We start from the raw sequence: 17,721 nt of genomic DNA, 5'->3' as shown, positions 1-17,721 counted from the left end.
TCGCCCATGCCGTGGAACAGCTCGGCGTCGCGGATGTCGTGGCAGTACACGAACTCCTCGTGCGCGAGCACGTAGCGGTGGGCGTGCAGGATGCCCTTGGCCAGCCCGGTCGTGCCGGAGGAGTAGTACAGCTGCGCCGGGTCGTCCGCGGCGGTGTCGAGCGTTTCGAAGTGGTCGTCCGCGCCGGCCAGCAGCTCGGGCGAGAGGATCAGGACGTCGTCGACCAGGTCCCCGGGCATCCGGTCCGCGTTGGCCGCGTCGGTGACCAGCACGCGCGGCTGCGAGTCACGGACCCGGTGCTGGATGCCCTCGTCGCCGTAGAGCACGGACATCGAGAGCAGGATCGCCCCGAGCTTCCAAGCGCCGAGGAACACCGCGGCGGTCTCGGCCGTCGCCGGGGCGACCACCGCGACCCGATCGCCGCGCTGGACGCCGTGGGCCGCCAACACGTTCGCCGCTCGGTTCGCGAGCGACTGCATCTCCCCCCAGGTGACGCGGCGCTCGTTGCCCTGCCAGTCCTCCCACACCATCGCGAGCTTGTCGCGGGGGTGCTTGTCGCACACGTCGCGCGCGATGTTGTAGCGGTCGGGGACGTCCCAGCGATGCTGCGATCGCGCCTCCTCGTAGGAGGCGACCCCCGTCCCGATCGTCGCCACGTCAGTCCTCCTCGCTACCGAACTGGGTCTCGAGGTCCTTCACGACCCCGGGATCGCGCAGTGTGGTCACGTCGCCCAGCTCACGGCCCTCGCCGATGTCGCGCAGCAGGCGGCGCATGATCTTTCCGGAGCGGGTCTTGGGAAGGTCGGCGGCCCAGATGATGCGCTTGGGCCGGGCGAGCTTGCCGATGCGCACCGCGACGTGCTCGCGGATCTCGGTGACCAGCTCGTCGGTGCCCTCGAGGTCGCCCTCCAGCGTGACGAAGGCGGCGACCGACTGGCCGGTGTCCTCGTCGGTGGCGCCGATCACGGCGGCCTCGGCGACCTTGCCGTGCGAGACGATCGCGCTCTCGATCTCCGCCGTCGACATCCGGTGCCCGCTCACGTTGAGCACGTCGTCGACGCGGCCGATGACCGAGATGTAGCCCTCGTCGTCTTGCTTGGATGCGTCGCCGACCAGATATTGCTCGGGACCCCACTTTTCCCAGTAGGTCGAGATGTAGCGGTCGTCATCGCCATACAAGGTGCGCAGCATGCCCGGCCACGGCTGCGACAACGACAACAAGCCTTGCGTGCCGCGCGAGACCTCCTCGCCCTCCTCGTCGACCACCGCTGCCGCGACGCCCGGCAGCGGCGTCCCCGCGATCCCCGGCTTCATCGCCTGGGCACCGGGCAAGGTGGTGATCATGATGCCGCCGGTCTCGGTCTGCCACCACGTGTCGACGACCGGGCAGTTGCCGCCGCCGACGATCTTCCAGTACCAGAGCCAGGCCTTGGGATTGATCGGCTCACCGACCGACCCCAACAGCCGCAGCTTGCTCAGGTCAGCCTTCTCGACGTGCTCGACGCCCCACTTGATGCAGGCCCGGATCGCCGTCGGCGCCGTGTAGAAGATGGTGGCGTCGGTCTTCTCACAAAGCTCCCACCAGATGCCCTTGTGCGGGTAGTCGGGCGCGCCCTCGTACATCACCGACGTCGCCGCGTTGAGCAGCGGCCCGTAGACGATGTAGGAGTGGCCGGTGATCCAGCCGACGTCGGCGCTGCACCAGTACACGTCGGACTCCGGCTTGAGGTCGAAGACGTGCTTGTGCGTCCACGCCACGTGCGTGAGGTAGCCGCCCGTGGAGTGCAGGATGCCCTTCGGCTTGGCGGTGGAGCCCGACGAGTACAAGATGAACAACGGATGCTCGGCGTCGAGCTCGGCGGGCGGACACGACGCGTCGGCCGCCGCCAGCGCCTCGTCCCAGAACACGTCGCCGTCACCCATCGGGCAGTCGATGCCGGTGTGGCGCACGACGAACGTCGTCGCCACCGGCATGCCGACGTCGTCGACGGTCTGCTTGACCGGCGCCGTCTTGCCCTTGCGGCGCGCGCCGTCGACCGTGATCAGCGCTTTGGCCTCAGAGAACTCCATGCGCTCCTTGACGCTTTCGGCCGAGAACCCGCCGAAGACGACGTTGTGCGGCGCGCCGATGCGCGAGCAGGCGAGCATCGCCACGACGACCTCGGGGATCATCGGCAGGAAGATCCCGACCACATCGCCCGCGCCGACGCCGTGGTCCTTCAACGCGTTGGCCGCACGCTGCGTCTGCTCCAGGAGCCAGGCGTAGGTGATGTCCCGCGTCTCGCCCTCCTCGCCGCGCCACTTGAACGCAACGCGGTCACCGAGGCCCGCCTCGACGTGACGGTCCAGGCAGTTGTAGGAGGCGTTGGTCGTGCCGCCCTCAAACCATTTGTAGAACGGCGGGTTCTCGTCGTTGAGCGCGCGCTGCGGCTCAGAGAACCAGTGCAGCGCGCGCGCCTGTTCGTTCCACCAGCCGACGGGATCCTTGGCCGCCGCCTCGTGTACCGAGAGGTCCGTGATCAACGCATTGGCCTTGAACGTCTCCGGCGGCTCGAACCGCTCCTGCTCCAGCAGCTCGGCCAGTTGGCGTTCCAGATCGGTCGTCGTGCCCGCCATGATCGCGGTCCCCTCGGTCGGTTTGTGGTCTTGAGCTTCAGGCGCCCGTCAGTGCAGATGCTTGACGGGCAGGACAGCGCGCCCGAACGTCGAGTTCGTCACCGCCGCGAAAGAGGCATACCACGCGGCTGCCGCCGTCGCCAAGCCGAGCCACCCACCCAGGTGCACGATGTTCGTGTGCCCGCCGGCATTCCCGATTCCGAGCGCGAAGAACGTCAGGGTCAGCAGCGCGAAGACCGCGGCGATCGCCGCCGTCGTGCGCAGCGAGGCCACGAACATATAGAGCGTGAAGATGCCCCACGCGATCAGGTAGAGACCGATCGCGTGGCCGGCGTCGGCCTTCGGAACGCTCTTCTCGAAGAACTCCACGAACGCCCAGAACGACAGCCAGAAGGCGCCGTAGGACGTGAAGGCCACCGCGCCAAACGTGTTGCCGGTGCGGAACTCCCACATGCCGGCCGCGAACTGCGCGATGCCGCCGTAGGCGAAGGCCAGCCCGAAGACGACGGGCTCGCCGCCCACGCCTACGAGATTGGCATTGAACATGCTCAACACGAAGGTCGTCAGCGCGAACGCCGCGAGGCCCAAGGGCCCCGGGTCGGCGATCGGCGACGGCACGAACGTGAGGTCCTGTGACGCGACGGGCGTCCGCCCGTCCGCTCGCTCCTCGCGCGTAAAGCGCGGTGCGTTGGTCGTCGAGGCTTCCATCAGACACGCTCCTCTTCCTGGCAGAGCTCGCCTCACACGTGGAGCCGCGCTCCGCAACCCAAGTCGTTGTCCTACAGCGTTCCCGGCGAGCAGGAAGACGAAGCCTGGGCGCTGTCAGCGCTATGACGGCGTGTGCGGTTAACGCCGCTTGCGCTTCTTGCGCGCCGACGACGCCGCGACGACGTCAACCCGGTTAGCGACGCTTGCGCTTCTTGCGCGCCGACGTCGCCGGGCTCGCATCGCCGTTGGACGACGGTGCGCTCGACGCCCCAGCCGGCTCCGGCGCCTTGGCGTAGCCGCCACCGCCGCGGGCGCGGCCCTTCGCCTCACGGATCTCCTGCTGGGTCGGCCACGGGCGCGCCTCGCCGTCGGTCCACGCTGCCGGAACACCGGCACCCGGCCAGCGGCCGAACAGCAGCACGCCGACCATCGCCAGCCAGAACGCCTGGACGATGAAGGTCGGCGAGCCCGAGAGCGGACCGAGCAGAATCAGCGCGCCGACGATCGCGCCGAGGACGCCAAGGAAGCGCGTGAGCAGCCCGACGCGCATGCCGCCGAGCGCGATCAGGACAAACGAGGCAGCCAGCGCGAGCGAGCCGACGAAGCCCACGCCGCTGGCCGCGACGACCACCCCGCCACGCAGCGCGTCGTGGGCTGCCTTGGTGCCGTGATCGGAGGAGGAGGCGAAGTCGCTCGCGCCGATCATCACGCCGATCTGCAACACGATCGCCGCAAGCGCGCCGGCGCCGGCGCCGGCCATCGCCAGGATCCGAGCCATCCGCGGTGTGGTGGCACCGCGCACGACCGAGGCGTCGAAAAGGAAGACGAGCAGCACGCCGATCAGCGCCAGCGAGAGGCCCTGGCAGATCGCGACGACCAGCAGCGAGAACGCGTGGTCGTCGATGAAGAGGATCTGCTCGGTGCGCAGCCCGGCGCGCCCGAACGACTGGCCGGCCGCGTCGCGCAGCGAATCGAGCGCGTAGACCCGCGGGAAGTCGGTGTAGATCGACTGCGGCAGCACGCCGGCGATGACCGCCAGGACGGCAGCGGCCAGCGCGGCGAAGCCGACACGCGGCTTCTGCACAGCCTCACGGGCCAGGATCTGCTCCGGCGTCACCACCGGGACGGACTCAGCTGCGGCCATCGGTCAGCGAGCGCTGGTCGTCGTGGCCGAGGCGGCTGGGCATGATCAGCTCAGGCTCCTCGCGGTCGACGGTGCGCGACAGGCGATCGCCTGCGGCAAGCACGAGGTCGAGCACCGGGGCGGCGACCCGCAGGCCTGCCTCGATGCGGCCGCGCCAGAGCAACTGGGAAGACGAAAGCTGCGCCACGAGCCCTGATCCTACGGGCATGCGGCGAGTTCCGCCCCCTGGGCGAACACTCGCGACCGAACCTCGCCCTCTGGGCGAGCGTTCGGCCTACTGCAGCCCCGCGCGCGCCTCGCGCACGAGGGTGACCGCTTCGGGGAAGACGGTCGCCATCACGGCGCGAATCTGCTCGGCCTGCTCGACCGTCGTGCCCTGGATGTTGACGCGGTTGACCGCCGCCACCGTCATCTGCACGGCGAGGCCGATCGCGTTGTCGGCCCATGCCAGGCGCTGCTGACCCTGCATCTGATCTGCGAACTCCGCCATGCGGCGCTGCAGCTCGTCCGGGTCGCCGAAGAGTCCTCCGAAGCCTTCCATGAACCTCAGGGTACCGGCTGTCCAGCCGCGGCCCGCTCGGCCTCGCGATGCTCGCGCCCGGCCGCGATGACCTCTTTGAAGGACCGGAATTTGAACACCGTCACCAGCGCGAAGAAGCCGACCGCGAGGCTGAACGCGGCGATCGCGATCTGCTGGCCGACCGAGTACGCCGCGACCGTCGCGCCCGCCGCCGTCCCAGCGAACACCTTCACCAGGAACGCCTGCTGGACGCCGGCGCCGCCGGGCGTGAACGGCACGCACGCCGCAACCGCGTTGACGCCAAGGACCAAGAGCACGTTCTTGATCGAGCCGCCGATGTGAAACGCGTCGAGCAGGAACCAGAAGGCGGCGAAGCGAAAGCACCAGCCGCCGAACTGGACCAGCCAGACCTCGCGGAAGTAGCGCTTGCGATCGAAGATGATGGTCAACCCTTGCCGCACGCGCGCCCAGAAGGCCTTCACCTTGGTGCTCAGCAGCGCGAAGCCGACGAGGCCGGCGACGGCTAGGGCGGTGAGCACGAACAGCAGGAAGCGCGGGTGCGAGGCGAAGAAGCTGAGGTCGAAGGCGCCGAGCTTGGAGAAGTCCGGCGGCTTGGGGAAGACGCCCTGGGTGAAGGCGAAGATCAGGATGAAGACGCCCATCGAAGCGTCAAAGCCGAACTCCACGAAGAACGCGGCGGCGATCGCCGAGTAGGTCGAGTTGGCGATCGACGTCTTGACCAGGAAGATCTTGATGACGTCGCCGCCGCGGGCCGGCACGACGTTGTTGAAGCCGTAGGCCGCGATGTAGGCGCCCCAGATGCGCTTGAACTCGATCTTCTCGGTCGGGTAGGCGGCGCGCAGCACGTTGTAGAAGGCGCGCGAGCGGATCGTGAGGTAGGTGCCGAAGCAGAGCAGCCCGAGCAGGAGCGCGCCCCAGCGGATGTCGGCGAGGTTGCCGAAGAACTGCCCGACCGCATCGAAGAAGTCGCCCAACCCGGCGAGAATCACAGCGGCGCTCACCCCCGGGAGGGTACGAGCCCGACCGCCGCCAGGACGGCGTCATCGGCCAGCGAGGCCGCGATGAGGTCGGCCGGCGGGATCTCCATGTCGGGCAGATAGGGCACGCCGATGACGGTCAGGCCCGCCGCTTTGGCCGCCTGGGCACCCGTAGGCGAGTCCTCCAGACCGACCGACGCCGTCGGGTCGGCACCCAGCAGGCGGCACGCCTCGAGGTAGATGTCGGGCGCGGGCTTGGGGTGGGCGACTTCGTCGCCGGCGACCGTGACCGCGAAGCGCGCGGCCACGCCGGCGGTCTGCAGGACGAGGTCCAGAAAGGCGCGTGGCGAGTTGGAGGCGACCGCGACCGGAATGCCGGCGTCCAGCAGCGCGTCGACGAGCGCGACGGCACCGGGGCGCGGCGCCACGTCGTGGGTCGCCTCGGCCATCACCCGCTCATGGAGCTCGGCCATCAGCGCGAGACCCTCTCCGGGGCGGTCGAGCATGACCTCCAACTTGCCCGCCGCGACCGTGTGCGAGGAGCCGATCAGATCGCGCTTGTGCTCCATGGTGAACGTGCCGCCATGAGTGGCGAACAGCGCCTCCTCGGCACGCGTCCAGGCCGTCTCGGTGTCGAGCAGGAGGCCGTCGTTGTCGAAGACGACGGCCTGAGGCGGCGAAGCGAGGGTCACGCCCCGCACCCTACGAGACCGCTCAGCGCGGCTCGCGCCACAGAAACCAGACCGGCGGACCCTTGGGCAGTTGGATCTTGTCGACCACCCCGAAGCCGTGGCGGCCATAGAAGGCGAGGTTGGCCTCCTTGCCGGTCTCCAGGTAGGCGGGCAGGTGCTCGCGATCGCAGAGGTCGAGCCCGGGCTGGATCAGCTGCGAGCCGATGCCCTCGCCCTGGCGCGCCGGGTCGACGCCGAGGACGGCGAGGTAGAGATGGCGCTCGGCGGGATGGCGCGCCTCGACCTGTCCGAGACCGCGCAGGATCCGCGGCAGCCGCGGCAGCACGCCGGGCAGCGTCATCGCCAGCAGGCTCAGCGTCTCGCGCACATCCTCGCGCCAGCGCCCGGGCAGCGCCCACAGCGCCGCGCCACCACGCCCGTCCTCTGTCGTCCAGCTCACCTCCTGGCGTGGCAACCGCAGCAGCTGCCAGCGAAAGAAGCGCTCTGACCACAACGGCCGCCGCGCATCACGCGCATACACCCAGCGCGTCACCGGATCGTCCTCGAAGGCCCGCGTCAGCGTGCCCGCCAGCGCGTCGATGTCTTCGTCTTTCACCAGCCGGACGGCCATGCCGCCCGGACTGTAGTGCGCGACGCCTACCCGTCCGCGTTGATCTTGCGGATCAGCTCGCCGAGGACGCGCTCGGCATCCTCGTTGGCGACCTGGCAGGTGCCGGCCGCGCTGTGGCCACCGCCGCCATAGGAGAGCATGAGCTCGCCGACGTCGGTGCGGCTAGAGCGGTCCAGGATCGACTTGCCGGTGGCGAAGACGGTGTTCTGGCGCTGCAGACCCCAAAGGATGTGGATCGAGATGTTGCAGTCGGGGAACAGCGCGTAGACCGTGAAGCGGTTGGTCGCGAAGATCTTCTCTTCCTTGCGGAAGTCGAGCACGACGAGGTTGCCGTGCTGGGTGCCGCAGCGGGCGACCTGGTCGATCGCCTGATCGGCGTGCTCGCGGTAGAGCTCGACGCGCTCGGCGACATCGGGCGTCTCGAGGATCTCCTCGATCGACTTGGTCGTGATGTCGTCGATCAACTGCATCATCAACTGGTAGTTGGAGATGCGGAACTCGCGGAAGCGGCCGAGGCCGGTGCGGGGGTCCATCAGGAAGCTGATGTAGTCCCAGCCCTGGGGCGAGAGGATCTCGTCGCGGGTGAAGTCTGCGGCGTCGGCCTTGTCGACGGCGGTCATGATGTCCTCGCCGACGAGGGTGAAGACGTCGGCACCCCCGAAGTGGTCGTAGACCACGCGCGCGGCGGACTTGGCGCCGGGAACGATGATGTGGTTCTCGGGTGCGTCGGTGACGCGGATCGTCTCACTGTCGTGGTGGTCGAACGACAGGTGCACGCCCGCGACGTAGGGCAGGTTGGTGGTGATGTCGCGGTCGGTCAGCTCGACTTTGCCGTCCTGCATGTCCTTGGGGTGGACGAAGAGGATGTCGTCGAGAATCCCCAGCTCCTTGAGCAGCGCAGCACACACCAGCCCGTCGAAGTCGGAGCGGGTCACCAATCGGTATCGCTCGGCCACCTGCGTCGTCATGCGGAGAGTCCCTGTCCCTTTGCCAAAGTCGTCACGGTCGTTCTTCAGGGTCGTCGGCAGAGGTGCCGGATTCCTGAGCGCCGACCGTCGGCGAAGAGACCGTGGGACTACGCGTCGGGGTGCTGCTCGAGGTAGTCGAGGTAGACGGGCCGCAGCGCGTCAGACAGCTTGCCGTCGTCGTCGCGGAACGTGTCGGCCACCTGGCCGGACCAGTGGAGGACGTCGTAGTCGGCCTCGTCCTCCTGGCCGGCGCCGGCCTCGGCGGCCGGCACGAGCTTCATAAGGTTCCACAGGAACTTGATGTCGAGGTGCCTCTCGGCGCGCTTGACGGCGCGGTCGTGGAGCTCCTTGGAGGAGAGCTGTTCAAGGTCTTCGCGACGCGTCATGGGCTCCGACTCTAGTGCGATCGAGCACTTGGCTGGCAGGATGCCGACATGGCCGACGCCAGGAACCAGTGCGCCACCTCCTTCGGCGGGTTGTACGACTTCTACATCGAACGGCCGTGGCTGACACGGGTGATCAGCCGCTGCGTCTGGGGCATCGAGGTCGCCGACATGTACGCGAGCATGGAGGTCATCGGCCGCCAGGCCGATGGCTCGACCGTCGTCGACGTCCCGTGCGGCGGCGGGCTGGCGCTGCGGGCCCTGCGTCCGGCACAGGAGGTCCGCTACGTCGCGATCGACATCGCGCCCGACATGCTGGCGCGGACGCGAGCCAAGGCCGCCGCGCGCGACCTGCGCTCGGTCGAGACGGTCGAGGCCGACATGCGCCACCTGCCGCTGCCCGAAGCGAGCGCCGACCTGCTCGTCACCTACAGCGGGCTGCACATGATCAACGATCCGGAGAACGCGATCTCCGAGTTCGCTCGCGTACTCAGGCCGAACGGCCGGCTCGTCGGCAGCAGCTTCGTCGCCGACGGGAGCCGCCGCACGCGGCTCCTGTTCGCCGCCGGAGCGCGCCGCGGGCTGGCGGTCCCACCTGCCGACAGCGCGACGATCGTGCGCTGGCTGGAGGCGGCCGGTCTGACCGACATCGAGATCGGCGGACGCGGGTTCGTCGTGTTTCGCGCACGACGCGCCTGAGCGCCTAGGCCGGGGCGTTGAGCTCGCCGAGGATCGTGAGGACGTCCTCGTCGTGGGTCTCGGGGTGCGCCTTGAAGGCGCGGCGGACGATGCCCTCTTCGTCGATGACGAACGTGGCGCGCTTGGCGCCCCAGAAGGTCTTGCCGTACATGGACTTCTCGACCCAGACGCCGTAGGCCTCGCAGACCTCGTGGTGCTCGTCGGCGAGCAGCTCGAAGTTGAGGTCCTGCTTTTCGGCGAACTTCTTGACCGCCCTGACCGGATCCGGAGAGACGCCAAGCACGACGGCGCCGGCGCGCTCGTAGTCGATCTCGTGGTCGCGCACCCCGCAGGCCTGGGTGGTACATCCCGGCGTGTTGGCCTTCGGGTAGAAGTACAACACGACCTTGCGCCCGTGGAAGCTGGAGAGGCGGACGGGGTTGCCCGACTGGTCGGGAAGCTCGAAGTCCGGGGCCGGCTGGCCCTCCTTGATCTTGCCCATGCCTTAGATGATAGGCCCGGTCATTTCAACAACCGCGACAGCCGGCGATCCTTCAAGACGCGGTCGCCGGTCTGGTCGTGCGGGCAGTAGCAGAGGACGTAAGACTCGTAGTGCACCGCCTCGATCGTCGTGCCACAGCGCGGGCACGGCTCACCCTCGTGGCGATGGACCTCCAGCGGCAGCGGCAGCTTGTCGGGGATCGGCAGCGTGACGACCTCCTCATAGTGCTCGATCGCCCCGCCGAGCCGTTCGAGGATCGCCGCCCGCAACGCACCAGCCTCGTCGGCGTCGAGCTCGTTGGCACGCTTGAACGGCGACAGCTTGGCCGTCCACAGGATCTCGTCGACCCACGAGCGCCCGATGCCGGTGATCACGCGCTGGTCGCGCAGCGCGGCCTGCAGCGGGCGGGCGCCGACCGGCTTGAGCAGCTCCGCAAGATCCTGCGGCGGATCCGGCCACGCCTCAGGCCCGAGCTTGGCGACTGCCTCATCGGCGGCCAGCCCCTCCGGCGTCAGCACCTTCACCCATGCCGCCTGCTTGGTGCCGAACTCGCGTAGGCGCAGCTCGCGCTCGCCGCTGCCGCCGTCGACCCGCAGCAGCAGCCGCGAGGTGCGATCGCGCAGCGAGGCACGCTTGTCATACAACTGCAGCCGCCCGGCGCTCATCAGATGGATGAGGACATGAAGATCACCGGAGACGTCGATGACGGCGTGCTTGCCGATGCGCCGCACGCCCTCGATCTGGCGCCCGTCAAGCGCGTGCAGCGGCGGGTCGAAGGTCTTGAGCGCGTTGATGCCCGGCGCGAGCGTCGACTCGATCGTCGCGCCGGCCAGCGCCTCGCTCAGACGGCGGGCGGTGATCTCGACCTCGGGCAGCTCGGGCATGGGCGGCCTTAGGTTAGAAGGACGTCGTAGGCGCGCTGCGTGCGCCGCAGGCGGCACGCGTCCGTCCCGCAGGTCGCGGCCAGCAGCTCGACCGTCACGCGCCCCGAGCCCTCGCCGAGCGCGAGGTCGATCGAGACCGGCAGCGCGCTCGCCGTCCAGGACGTCGGCTCGCGCAGCAGCCCGGGCACGTCGGCCACGGCCCGCACGCGGATCGGCGGCCCACTCGCGGGGTCGAGGTCATCCTCGCCGGGATCGAGATCGAGCGAGACCGGCAGCGTGGAGCCCGCCGGCTGCACGATCGTTCCCGCCACCGAGGCCGGCTGACCGGCGGGGGTGTCGACCGAGGACGGGCGGCCGACGTCGAGCGCGACGGCCCGCGCGCGCAGCGGGTCGACGCGGACGATCCGGTGGTTGCCGGTGTCGGCGACGAGCAGGCGACCGTCGGGCAGGACCGCGATCCCGCCCGGCTCGACGAAGCCCTGGACCGGGACCGTCCACAGATGCGACCCGCGCCAGACGCGAATCACGTTGTTGAAGGTGTCGGCGATGTAGAGCTCACCACCGGGGCCGAGCGCAAGGCCGAGCGGATGCTGCAGCCGCGCGCGCTCGCCGTCACCATCGTCATCGCCCCACGCGAACAGCCCGGCGCCCGCGAGCGTCTCGACCGCGAACGTGCCGGCGCGCACGACCCGCAGCGCGCTGGCCTCGGCGTCGAGGAACGCGAGGTCGCCGTCGGCGGTCAGCGCCAGCCCGGACGGCTGCGCCAGGACCGCCTCCAGGCCGGGCCCGTCGACCAGCGCCTCGGCGCCGGTGCCCGCCAGCAGCTGCAGCTCGCCGGCGCGGTCGACGGCCCAGAGGCGATGGCGGCCGGCCTCGGCGATCACCGCGTGGCCGTGCCAGACGATCACATCCCACGGCGAGCGCAGCTGATCGGTCAGCAACTCCCGGCGCCCGCGGCCGTCGAGCGGGATCCGCCAGACCCGGTCGGCGCCGGTCTCACAAACCAGCAGCGCGGCTGTCTCACCGACGCCGTCGAAGCACACGCCCTGGGGTTGGTAGAGCCCGTCGAGCTCGATCTCCACCTCGCCGCCCAGCGAGCAGATCAGCACGCGGTCGTGGCCGGTGTCGGCGATCGCGACGCGTGGCGCCCGCGTCGCACCGTCCTCGATCGCGACCTTGCCCGGGAACGCCAGCTCACCGGTGCCTTGGGCGGCATCGGCTGCGTCGAGCTCCAGCGGCCCGCGGCGCAGCGTGCCCGCCGCCTCGGCCTCGGCCACCAGCGCCTCGATCGCCCCCGCCAGCTGGACGGCCTTGCCCTCGCCGGAGACCGTCAGCGCGACGCGGCCGTCGACGTCGATCAGCACGAGCGTCGGCCACGCCCGGATCGCGTAGGCGTCCCAGGTGATCATCGCCGGGTCATCGAGCACGGGATGCTCGATGCGGTGGCGGGCGACGGCCGCGCGCACCGCGCCGTGGTCGTGCTCGTGGGGGAACTTCGGCGAGTGCACGCCGACGGTCACCAGGACGTCGGCGAAGCGACGCTCCAGACCACGCAGCTCCTCGATCACCCGCTGGCAGTTCACACAGGCCAGCGTCCAGAAGTCGAGCAGGACGACCTTGCCGCGCAGCTGCGCCAGCGAGAGGTCGTCGACCCCGATCCACCCACCTTCGCCGTCGAGCTCGGGGGCACGCACGCGGACGGAGCTCATCCGACGCGTGTCCCTCGTCCGACGAAGCGCGCGGCTAGGTGGCGGACGCGTTCCATGCCCTCCAGTGTGCCGCGTCGCGATCAGCGACCGTCGAGCAGCGACCGCAGCGTCAGCGCTAGCGCCGCGCAGGCAGCCTCGACGTCAAGGCCCTGCTGCACGCGCAGCGCGTCCCACATCGACCACGAGCCCGCGACCCCGAGCGCGGCGACCAAGGTGGCGCGCTCGCGCTCACCACGTGCGGCGATCTCGGCCGCGAAGACCCGTTCGAGCTCCAGGCGCTTGGCCGTGCGGAAGCCGTCGAGCGCGCCGTGCACGCTCTCAGAGAACGGCTCCATCAGCAGCGCGCCGCGGCGCACGGCGGCGATCCACTCGAAGATGCGGCGGCGCTGGGCGACGACCGCGTCGATGCGCTCGAGCAACGGTGCGCCTGGGTCGATCCTGCCCATGAGGCGCTGCAGATGCGCCTCCCGATGCTCCGAAACCGCGGCGAACAGCGCCTCACGGTCGGCGTAGTGCTGAAAGACGGTCCGCGGGGCGACCGACGCCTGGGCGGCGATCTCCTCGACCGTCGGCTGCGGATTGCCCGCTTCGAGCAGGGTGACGAGCGCCTCGACGATCGCCGCGCGCGTGCGGTGCGATCGGGCGACGCGTCCGTCTCGTGGGGTGACGTCCGCGGAGTCGAGCATGGGACCGATGAAGAGGAACATAAGGGCGCGAGCGGTCCCGCTTCAACGCCCGGATGAGGTAATTCGCCGTTCGGCTAAGCCGCGGGCGAGGGATCCGATTGGACCCCGATCTGCTCGAGCTCGCGCGGGCGCAGCAGCGCGATCAACTCGCCGCGGGTGCCGTCCAGCCGGACGCCGGCCACCGCGCCCTTCTTGAAGTCCACGCGGCCGCCGGTCAGGTCGAAGACCACCTGAGCAAAGTCCGGGTTGTGGCCGACCACGAGGATGCGCCCGTCGGGCTCGACGCCCAGCAGCAGGTCGCGCGCGTCGGCGACGCTGAAGTCCTCCGCCAGAACCGGCGTGACGATCGGCTCGTCGCCGAGCGTCTCGGCCGCCAACAGCGCAGTGTCACGCGCACGCACCTTTGGGCTGGTGTAGATCGCCTGGAAGGTGAGCTCGAGCGCGGCGAGCGCCCGGCCTGCGGCCCGCGACTGCTCTTCGCCACGCGGCGTGAGCCGGCGCTCGGCGTCGGGCCGTGTGCCATGCGGCTCGGCCTCGCCGTGCCGCAGCAGCCAAAGCTGGTTCGCCATAAGCGGACCCTAGCGACGACGGCTCAGCCGAGCGCGCGCGTCGCCGGGCCGGTCCACTGCTTGCCCTGGGGGTCGGTCCATTCCACGCGCCACGCGCGCTTGGCGCCGCCGAGGCTCGCGGTCGAGGTCCAGTAGCCGTGGCTGTCGGTGCTCACCGTCTTGATGGTCTTCCACGAGGCGCTGCCGTCGCGCTGCTGGACGGTGACCTTGGTGGCGCCCTTGGCCGGTCGTGCGAGGCCCCAGAGCGACACCTTGGTCGAGCCCTTGCTCTTCTTGGCGACCAGCGGAAGGCGGAAGCCGTCGAGCGCCGGCTTGGCCTTGCCGTCTGTTGTGCGCAAGCCAGACTCGAAGCCGCTGTACTTCTGCGACGCGGGTCCGTCCAGGTGCGGCAGGTCGTCGGTCAGCAGGTACTGCGAGAACGCCGCGACGCGCGAGTTGTAATAGGCGATGCGCTCGGAGTAGGAGCGGTACTCGGCCTGGCGCTGCAGGCTGACGCCAAAGGAGGGGTCCGGCACCGACTGGATGCCGAACTCGGTGAGGTAGATCGGCAGCTTCTTGTTGACGGCGCCCGCCGCGGCGGCCTTGTCGAGCGCGGTGACCAGGCGCCCCAGCACGCCGATCATCACGTCGTTGGGATGCGTCGTCTTGAAGAGCGGGCCGGAGCGGTTGGTGTAGGCGTGGTGCGCGTAGCCGTCGACGCGCAGCTTGGCGCAAGAGCCGACCTTCTTGTAGTTGTCGTTGAGGCAGAGCGCGCCGCGCAGGAACGTCAGCGGCGCGACGTCCTTGGTGGTGCCGGTCGGCGCCGTCTCGCCCATCAGCACGGGCTTGGTGTCGCCGGCGTCGGCGAGGCCGCGCAGCGCGGCGGCGTAGAGCCCGCGGTAGATCTGGGGCGATGCAGGCTTGTGCTTGGAGTCGTACTGCGGATCGAGGAACTGCGGGTGGTTGGGCTCGTTCCAAATCGACCAGCGCGTGACCTCGTCACCGAAGTGCTTGGACAACGCGGTCATGAACATGCGGAACTCGTTGGGGCTCGGGCGCGTGGTGTTGTCGCGCGCGCCGTTGGTCGCCCACCGCGGCACCGGGCCCGATGCCGTGACCTGCACGGTCCAGCCGCGCGCCTTGGCCTCGTCGAGCACCGGCTGGTACTTGGACCAGTCGTAGCTGGCGGGGTCGGTCATGTCGAGCTTGGGCTTGACGCGCGACGCGGCGTCGGGCGCGACGTCCTGCCAGTAGAGGACGATGCGCAGCGCGTGGGCGCCGAGGCTGTCGATCTCCGAGAACGCCGCCTCGCGCTGCGCCGGATCGAAGAGGTCGCGCGGCGCCTCGAAGGTCACTTCCTCGCCTTTGCTCGCGTGTGCCGGCGCGGCCGAAATGGCGGCAAACGCGAGGGCGGCGAGGAGGGTCGCCATCACGGCGAGGAGCTGGGGGCGTGCAGATGCGGGCATCACGAAGTGGGACACGCTAGCGACGAGCGAAGTTGCGCGAACGTTCCGTGAGGGCTCGATCTCTCATACTTCGGGTGTGATCGACTTCACCGTGCCGGACGAGCTGCAGTCCCTGCTGGAGCGCATCAAGGACTACATCTCGCAAGACGTCCTGCCGGCGGAGGCGGAGATCACCGACCCCGAAGACGTCTTGGGCTCGTGGGACGTCGTCGAGCGGCTGCGCGACCGCGCGCGCGAGCGTGGGATCTTCACCCCGCATCTGCCCGAGGAGTACGGCGGCCTCGGGGTCGGCGTGCTCGGGATGGCGCTGATCTCCCAGGAGGTCGGTGCCGCGCCGCTGGCGGCGTTGGGGATGAACTGCATGGCGCCGGATGAGGGCAACATGCACACGTTGCTGCTGGCGGGCAGCGAGGAGCAGAAGGAGCGCTGGTTGCGACCGCTGGGCGAGGGGCGCATCCGATCGTGCTTTGCGATGACCGAGCCGGATGTGGCGTCGAGCGACCCCACCAACTTGGAGACCACGGCGGTGCGCTCCGAGGACGGCGCCGAGTGGATCCTCAACGGGCGCAAGTGGTGCATCACGGGCGCGATCGGCGCGGCGTTCTCGATCCTGGTCGCCAAGACCGGCGAGGACAGCGCCGCCGGCCACCGCAACTACTCGCTCATCCTCGTGCCGACCGACACCCCCGGCTGGACCGTCGAGCGCGACCCCGAGTGGATGGGCAGCCACTCCCCCGGCGGTCATCCGATCATCTCGATCGAGGACGTCCGCGTCCCGATCACCAACCTGCTCGGTGGCGAGGGCGAGGGCTTCGTGATCGCGCAGAAGCGTTTGGCCGGCGGGCGCCTGGCGCACGCGATGCGCTGGATCGGCATGTCGCAGCGCGCGCTGGACCTCGCCACCGCGCGGCTCCTGCAGCGCAAGTCCTTCGGCAAGGAGCTCGCGCGCCACCAGATGCTGCAGGCGATGATCGCCGACTCGGCGATCGACTTGTACGCCTCGCGGCTGATGGTGCTGCACACCGCCTGGAAGCTCGAGCACGGCCTCCCCCATCGCCAGGAGGTCGCGATGACCAAGACCTACGTGTCGGAGGCGTTCGGCCGCATCGCCGACCGCGCCGTGCAGATCCACGGTGCGGCGGGCATCGCCCTCGACCTCCCGGTCGGCAGGATCTACCAGGATGCGCGCGCCGCGCGCATCTACGACGGCGCCTCGGAGGTGCACCGAATGACGATCGCACGCGAGCTGCTCAAGCTCGCCATGCAGGGTGAGTCGACCAAGGCCGCGACAGGAGACCTGGCCTGATGGCCCACGAGATCGCCGACGACGACATCGTCCGCACGTTCGAAGAGGCAGCCGCCAACGAGCGGCCACCGCTGCTGGTCCTCGACCCGCTGCTGACGTTCCTCGACGAGCACGACCTCGGCGACGGCGAGCCGACGATCCGGCCGATCGGCGACGGGCACTCCAACGCGACCTACCTCTTTGACCGCGGCGGGGCCCGGTTCGTCCTGCGCCGCCCGCCGCGGCCGCCGATCCCGCCGTCAGCCAACGACATGCTGCGCGAGGCGCGGGTGCTGCGCGCGTTGGAAGGGCGGGCACGCGTGCCGCGGGTCCTGGCCGTCTGCGACGACGAGGCCGTGCTCGGCGCGCCGTTCTACGTGATGGAAGAGGTCATCGGCCACGTCGTCACCGGCACGATGCCGGTCGGCCTGGACTCGCCTGCCGAACGGTCGCGGACGGCGAACGAGCTGATCGACGCGTTGGTGGAGATCCACGGGGTCGACTGGCGCGCGGCGGGCCTGGAGGGCTTCGGCAAGCCTGACGGCTATCTGGAGCGCCAGCTGCGGCGGTTCCGCGGGTTGTGGGAGCACAACAAGACCCGTGAGATCCCGGCCGTCGAGGTCGTCGGCTCGTGGTTGGAGGAGAACCTCCCGGCGTCTCCCACCGCCACGATCGTCCACGGCGACTACCGCCTGGGCAACGTCCTGCTCGCGCCCGAGCCGCCGGCGGCGATCGCCGCTGTTTTGGACTGGGAGATGTCGACGATCGGCGATCCGCTGGCTGACCTTGGGTACTTCTGCACGCTCTACGTCGAGCGCGACGACCCGTCCCTGGGGAAGTTTGAGCTGTCGGGTGTGACGCGCGAGGAGGGCTGGCCGACGCGCGCCGAGCTCGTCGCACGGTACGAGGAGCGGTCGGGCCGGTCGATGACCGACATCCGCTGGTACCAGACGCTCGCGCTGTGGAAGTCGATCGTCTTCATGGAGGGGAACTTCCGGCGAGCGTCGTCGGGGATGAGTGATGACCCGTATCTGAAGGCGTTCGGGGATGGAGTTGTGGGGCTGGCGGAGCGGGCGGAGGGGTTGACGCGCGGGGAGTGAGGCGCGAGCGGGGATTCGCGGCCGCATCGTCGAGACGCCGGGGTCCGGGTCGATTTCGCCCCCATACTTGGGTCCAGAGCGACCCGGACCGTGGGTACGGATGCTCGACCCCGAGGGTGGGCGGACGACCGGAGGCGGTGGCACCACCGATCCCGCTCGCTCTCTTCGCTGCCAACAGACCACGCGCCGCATCGCGACCAGTGCCGCGCACTGAACGCCAGCGA

Annotated in this window: 20 protein-coding genes; 3 read left to right on the top strand and 17 right to left on the bottom strand. The window is 69.8% G+C overall.

Annotated features, from left to right (window positions below; all coding sequences use genetic code 11):
• The 11 genes from VGO10_RS15260 to VGO10_RS15210 form a co-directional block, all read right to left on the bottom strand.
• Positions 1 to 656: AMP-binding protein (locus tag VGO10_RS15260; RefSeq protein ID WP_327469840.1), on the bottom strand; the 656-nt coding region annotated here is incomplete at its 3' end.
• 1 nt (position 657) lies between these two features.
• Positions 658 to 2,616 (bottom strand): acetate--CoA ligase, encoded by a 1,959-nt coding sequence (acs, locus tag VGO10_RS15255; RefSeq protein WP_327469838.1) that lies wholly within the window; start codon positions 2,614 to 2,616, stop codon positions 658 to 660.
• A 48-nt stretch (positions 2,617 to 2,664) separates the two neighbouring features.
• Complete coding sequence (locus VGO10_RS15250) at positions 2,665 to 3,324, bottom strand: acetate uptake transporter (protein WP_327469836.1); 660 nt, start codon at positions 3,322 to 3,324, stop codon at positions 2,665 to 2,667.
• A gap of 193 nt (positions 3,325 to 3,517) precedes the next feature.
• Entirely contained in the window at positions 3,518 to 4,468 is a 951-nt protein-coding gene (locus VGO10_RS15245; RefSeq protein ID WP_327469834.1) for a hypothetical protein, read from the bottom strand.
• Positions 4,455 to 4,655, bottom strand: a complete 201-nt coding sequence (locus VGO10_RS15240; RefSeq protein ID WP_327469832.1) for a hypothetical protein — start codon at positions 4,653 to 4,655, stop codon at positions 4,455 to 4,457. The genes VGO10_RS15245 and VGO10_RS15240 overlap by 14 nt, the downstream gene beginning before the upstream one ends.
• Before the next feature lie 87 nt (positions 4,656 to 4,742).
• Entirely contained in the window at positions 4,743 to 5,009 is a 267-nt protein-coding gene (locus VGO10_RS15235; protein WP_327469830.1) for a hypothetical protein, read from the bottom strand.
• A gap of 5 nt (positions 5,010 to 5,014) precedes the next feature.
• Positions 5,015 to 6,010 carry a lysylphosphatidylglycerol synthase transmembrane domain-containing protein gene (locus tag VGO10_RS15230; RefSeq protein ID WP_327469828.1) on the bottom strand — a complete coding sequence of 332 codons (996 nt, stop codon included), beginning with the start codon at positions 6,008 to 6,010 and terminating at the stop codon, positions 5,015 to 5,017.
• Positions 6,007 to 6,678, bottom strand: a complete 672-nt coding sequence (locus tag VGO10_RS15225) for an HAD family phosphatase (RefSeq protein ID WP_327469826.1) — start codon at positions 6,676 to 6,678, stop codon at positions 6,007 to 6,009. The genes VGO10_RS15230 and VGO10_RS15225 overlap by 4 nt, the downstream gene beginning before the upstream one ends.
• A 22-nt stretch (positions 6,679 to 6,700) precedes the next feature.
• Positions 6,701 to 7,288 (bottom strand): GNAT family N-acetyltransferase, encoded by a 588-nt coding sequence (locus tag VGO10_RS15220; protein WP_327469824.1) that lies wholly within the window; start codon positions 7,286 to 7,288, stop codon positions 6,701 to 6,703.
• A 26-nt stretch (positions 7,289 to 7,314) separates the two neighbouring features.
• Positions 7,315 to 8,256, bottom strand: coding sequence for an exopolyphosphatase (locus VGO10_RS15215; protein WP_349258949.1), 942 nt, complete (start codon positions 8,254 to 8,256; stop codon positions 7,315 to 7,317).
• A gap of 107 nt (positions 8,257 to 8,363) precedes the next feature.
• Positions 8,364 to 8,642 (bottom strand): hypothetical protein, encoded by a 279-nt coding sequence (locus tag VGO10_RS15210; protein ID WP_327469820.1) that lies wholly within the window; start codon positions 8,640 to 8,642, stop codon positions 8,364 to 8,366.
• Between the two features lie 48 nt (positions 8,643 to 8,690).
• On the opposite strand from VGO10_RS15210, the gene VGO10_RS15205 reads away from it, so the two are divergent.
• A complete protein-coding gene (locus VGO10_RS15205) occupies positions 8,691 to 9,338 on the top strand; it encodes a methyltransferase domain-containing protein (protein WP_327469818.1) in 648 nt (215 codons plus the stop codon).
• Between the two features lie 4 nt (positions 9,339 to 9,342).
• On the opposite strand, the gene bcp is transcribed toward VGO10_RS15205, so the two are convergent.
• The 6 genes from bcp to VGO10_RS15175 all read right to left on the bottom strand — a co-directional run bounded on the left by bcp (position 9,343) and on the right by VGO10_RS15175 (position 15,076).
• Complete coding sequence (bcp, locus tag VGO10_RS15200) at positions 9,343 to 9,819, bottom strand: thioredoxin-dependent thiol peroxidase (RefSeq protein ID WP_327469816.1); 477 nt, start codon at positions 9,817 to 9,819, stop codon at positions 9,343 to 9,345.
• Positions 9,820 to 9,839: 20 nt separating this feature from the next.
• A complete protein-coding gene (locus tag VGO10_RS15195; RefSeq protein ID WP_327469815.1) occupies positions 9,840 to 10,703 on the bottom strand; it encodes a DNA-formamidopyrimidine glycosylase family protein in 864 nt (287 codons plus the stop codon).
• Between the two features lie 8 nt (positions 10,704 to 10,711).
• Entirely contained in the window at positions 10,712 to 12,412 is a 1,701-nt protein-coding gene (locus VGO10_RS15190) for a thioredoxin-like domain-containing protein (RefSeq protein WP_327469813.1), read from the bottom strand.
• Positions 12,413 to 12,492: 80 nt separating this feature from the next.
• Complete coding sequence (locus tag VGO10_RS15185; protein ID WP_327469811.1) at positions 12,493 to 13,098, bottom strand: TetR/AcrR family transcriptional regulator; 606 nt, start codon at positions 13,096 to 13,098, stop codon at positions 12,493 to 12,495.
• 74 nt (positions 13,099 to 13,172) lie between these two features.
• On the bottom strand, positions 13,173 to 13,667 hold the full coding sequence (locus tag VGO10_RS15180) for a SixA phosphatase family protein (protein WP_327469809.1): 495 nt from the start codon (positions 13,665 to 13,667) through the stop codon (positions 13,173 to 13,175).
• Between the two features lie 23 nt (positions 13,668 to 13,690).
• Positions 13,691 to 15,076: a hypothetical protein gene (locus VGO10_RS15175; protein ID WP_327469807.1), complete on the bottom strand. Its 1,386-nt coding sequence runs from the start codon at positions 15,074 to 15,076 to the stop codon at positions 13,691 to 13,693.
• Positions 15,077 to 15,188: 112 nt separating this feature from the next.
• Between VGO10_RS15175 and VGO10_RS15170 the strand changes: the two genes are divergently transcribed.
• Both VGO10_RS15170 and VGO10_RS15165 read left to right on the top strand, forming a co-directional pair.
• Positions 15,189 to 16,418 carry an acyl-CoA dehydrogenase family protein gene (locus tag VGO10_RS15170; RefSeq protein ID WP_327469805.1) on the top strand — a complete coding sequence of 410 codons (1,230 nt, stop codon included), beginning with the start codon at positions 15,189 to 15,191 and terminating at the stop codon, positions 16,416 to 16,418.
• Positions 16,418 to 17,497 (top strand): phosphotransferase family protein, encoded by a 1,080-nt coding sequence (locus tag VGO10_RS15165; protein ID WP_327469803.1) that lies wholly within the window; start codon positions 16,418 to 16,420, stop codon positions 17,495 to 17,497. Before VGO10_RS15170 ends, VGO10_RS15165 begins: the two co-directional genes overlap by 1 nt.
• Positions 17,498 to 17,721 lie beyond the last annotated feature (224 nt).

The sequence above is a fragment of the Baekduia sp. genome, assembly GCF_035996765.1.
Lineage (GTDB): Bacteria > Actinomycetota > Thermoleophilia > Solirubrobacterales > Solirubrobacteraceae > Baekduia.
The sequence above is the reverse complement of the archived record's forward strand: the minus strand, read 5'-3'. Positions and strand labels throughout refer to the sequence as shown.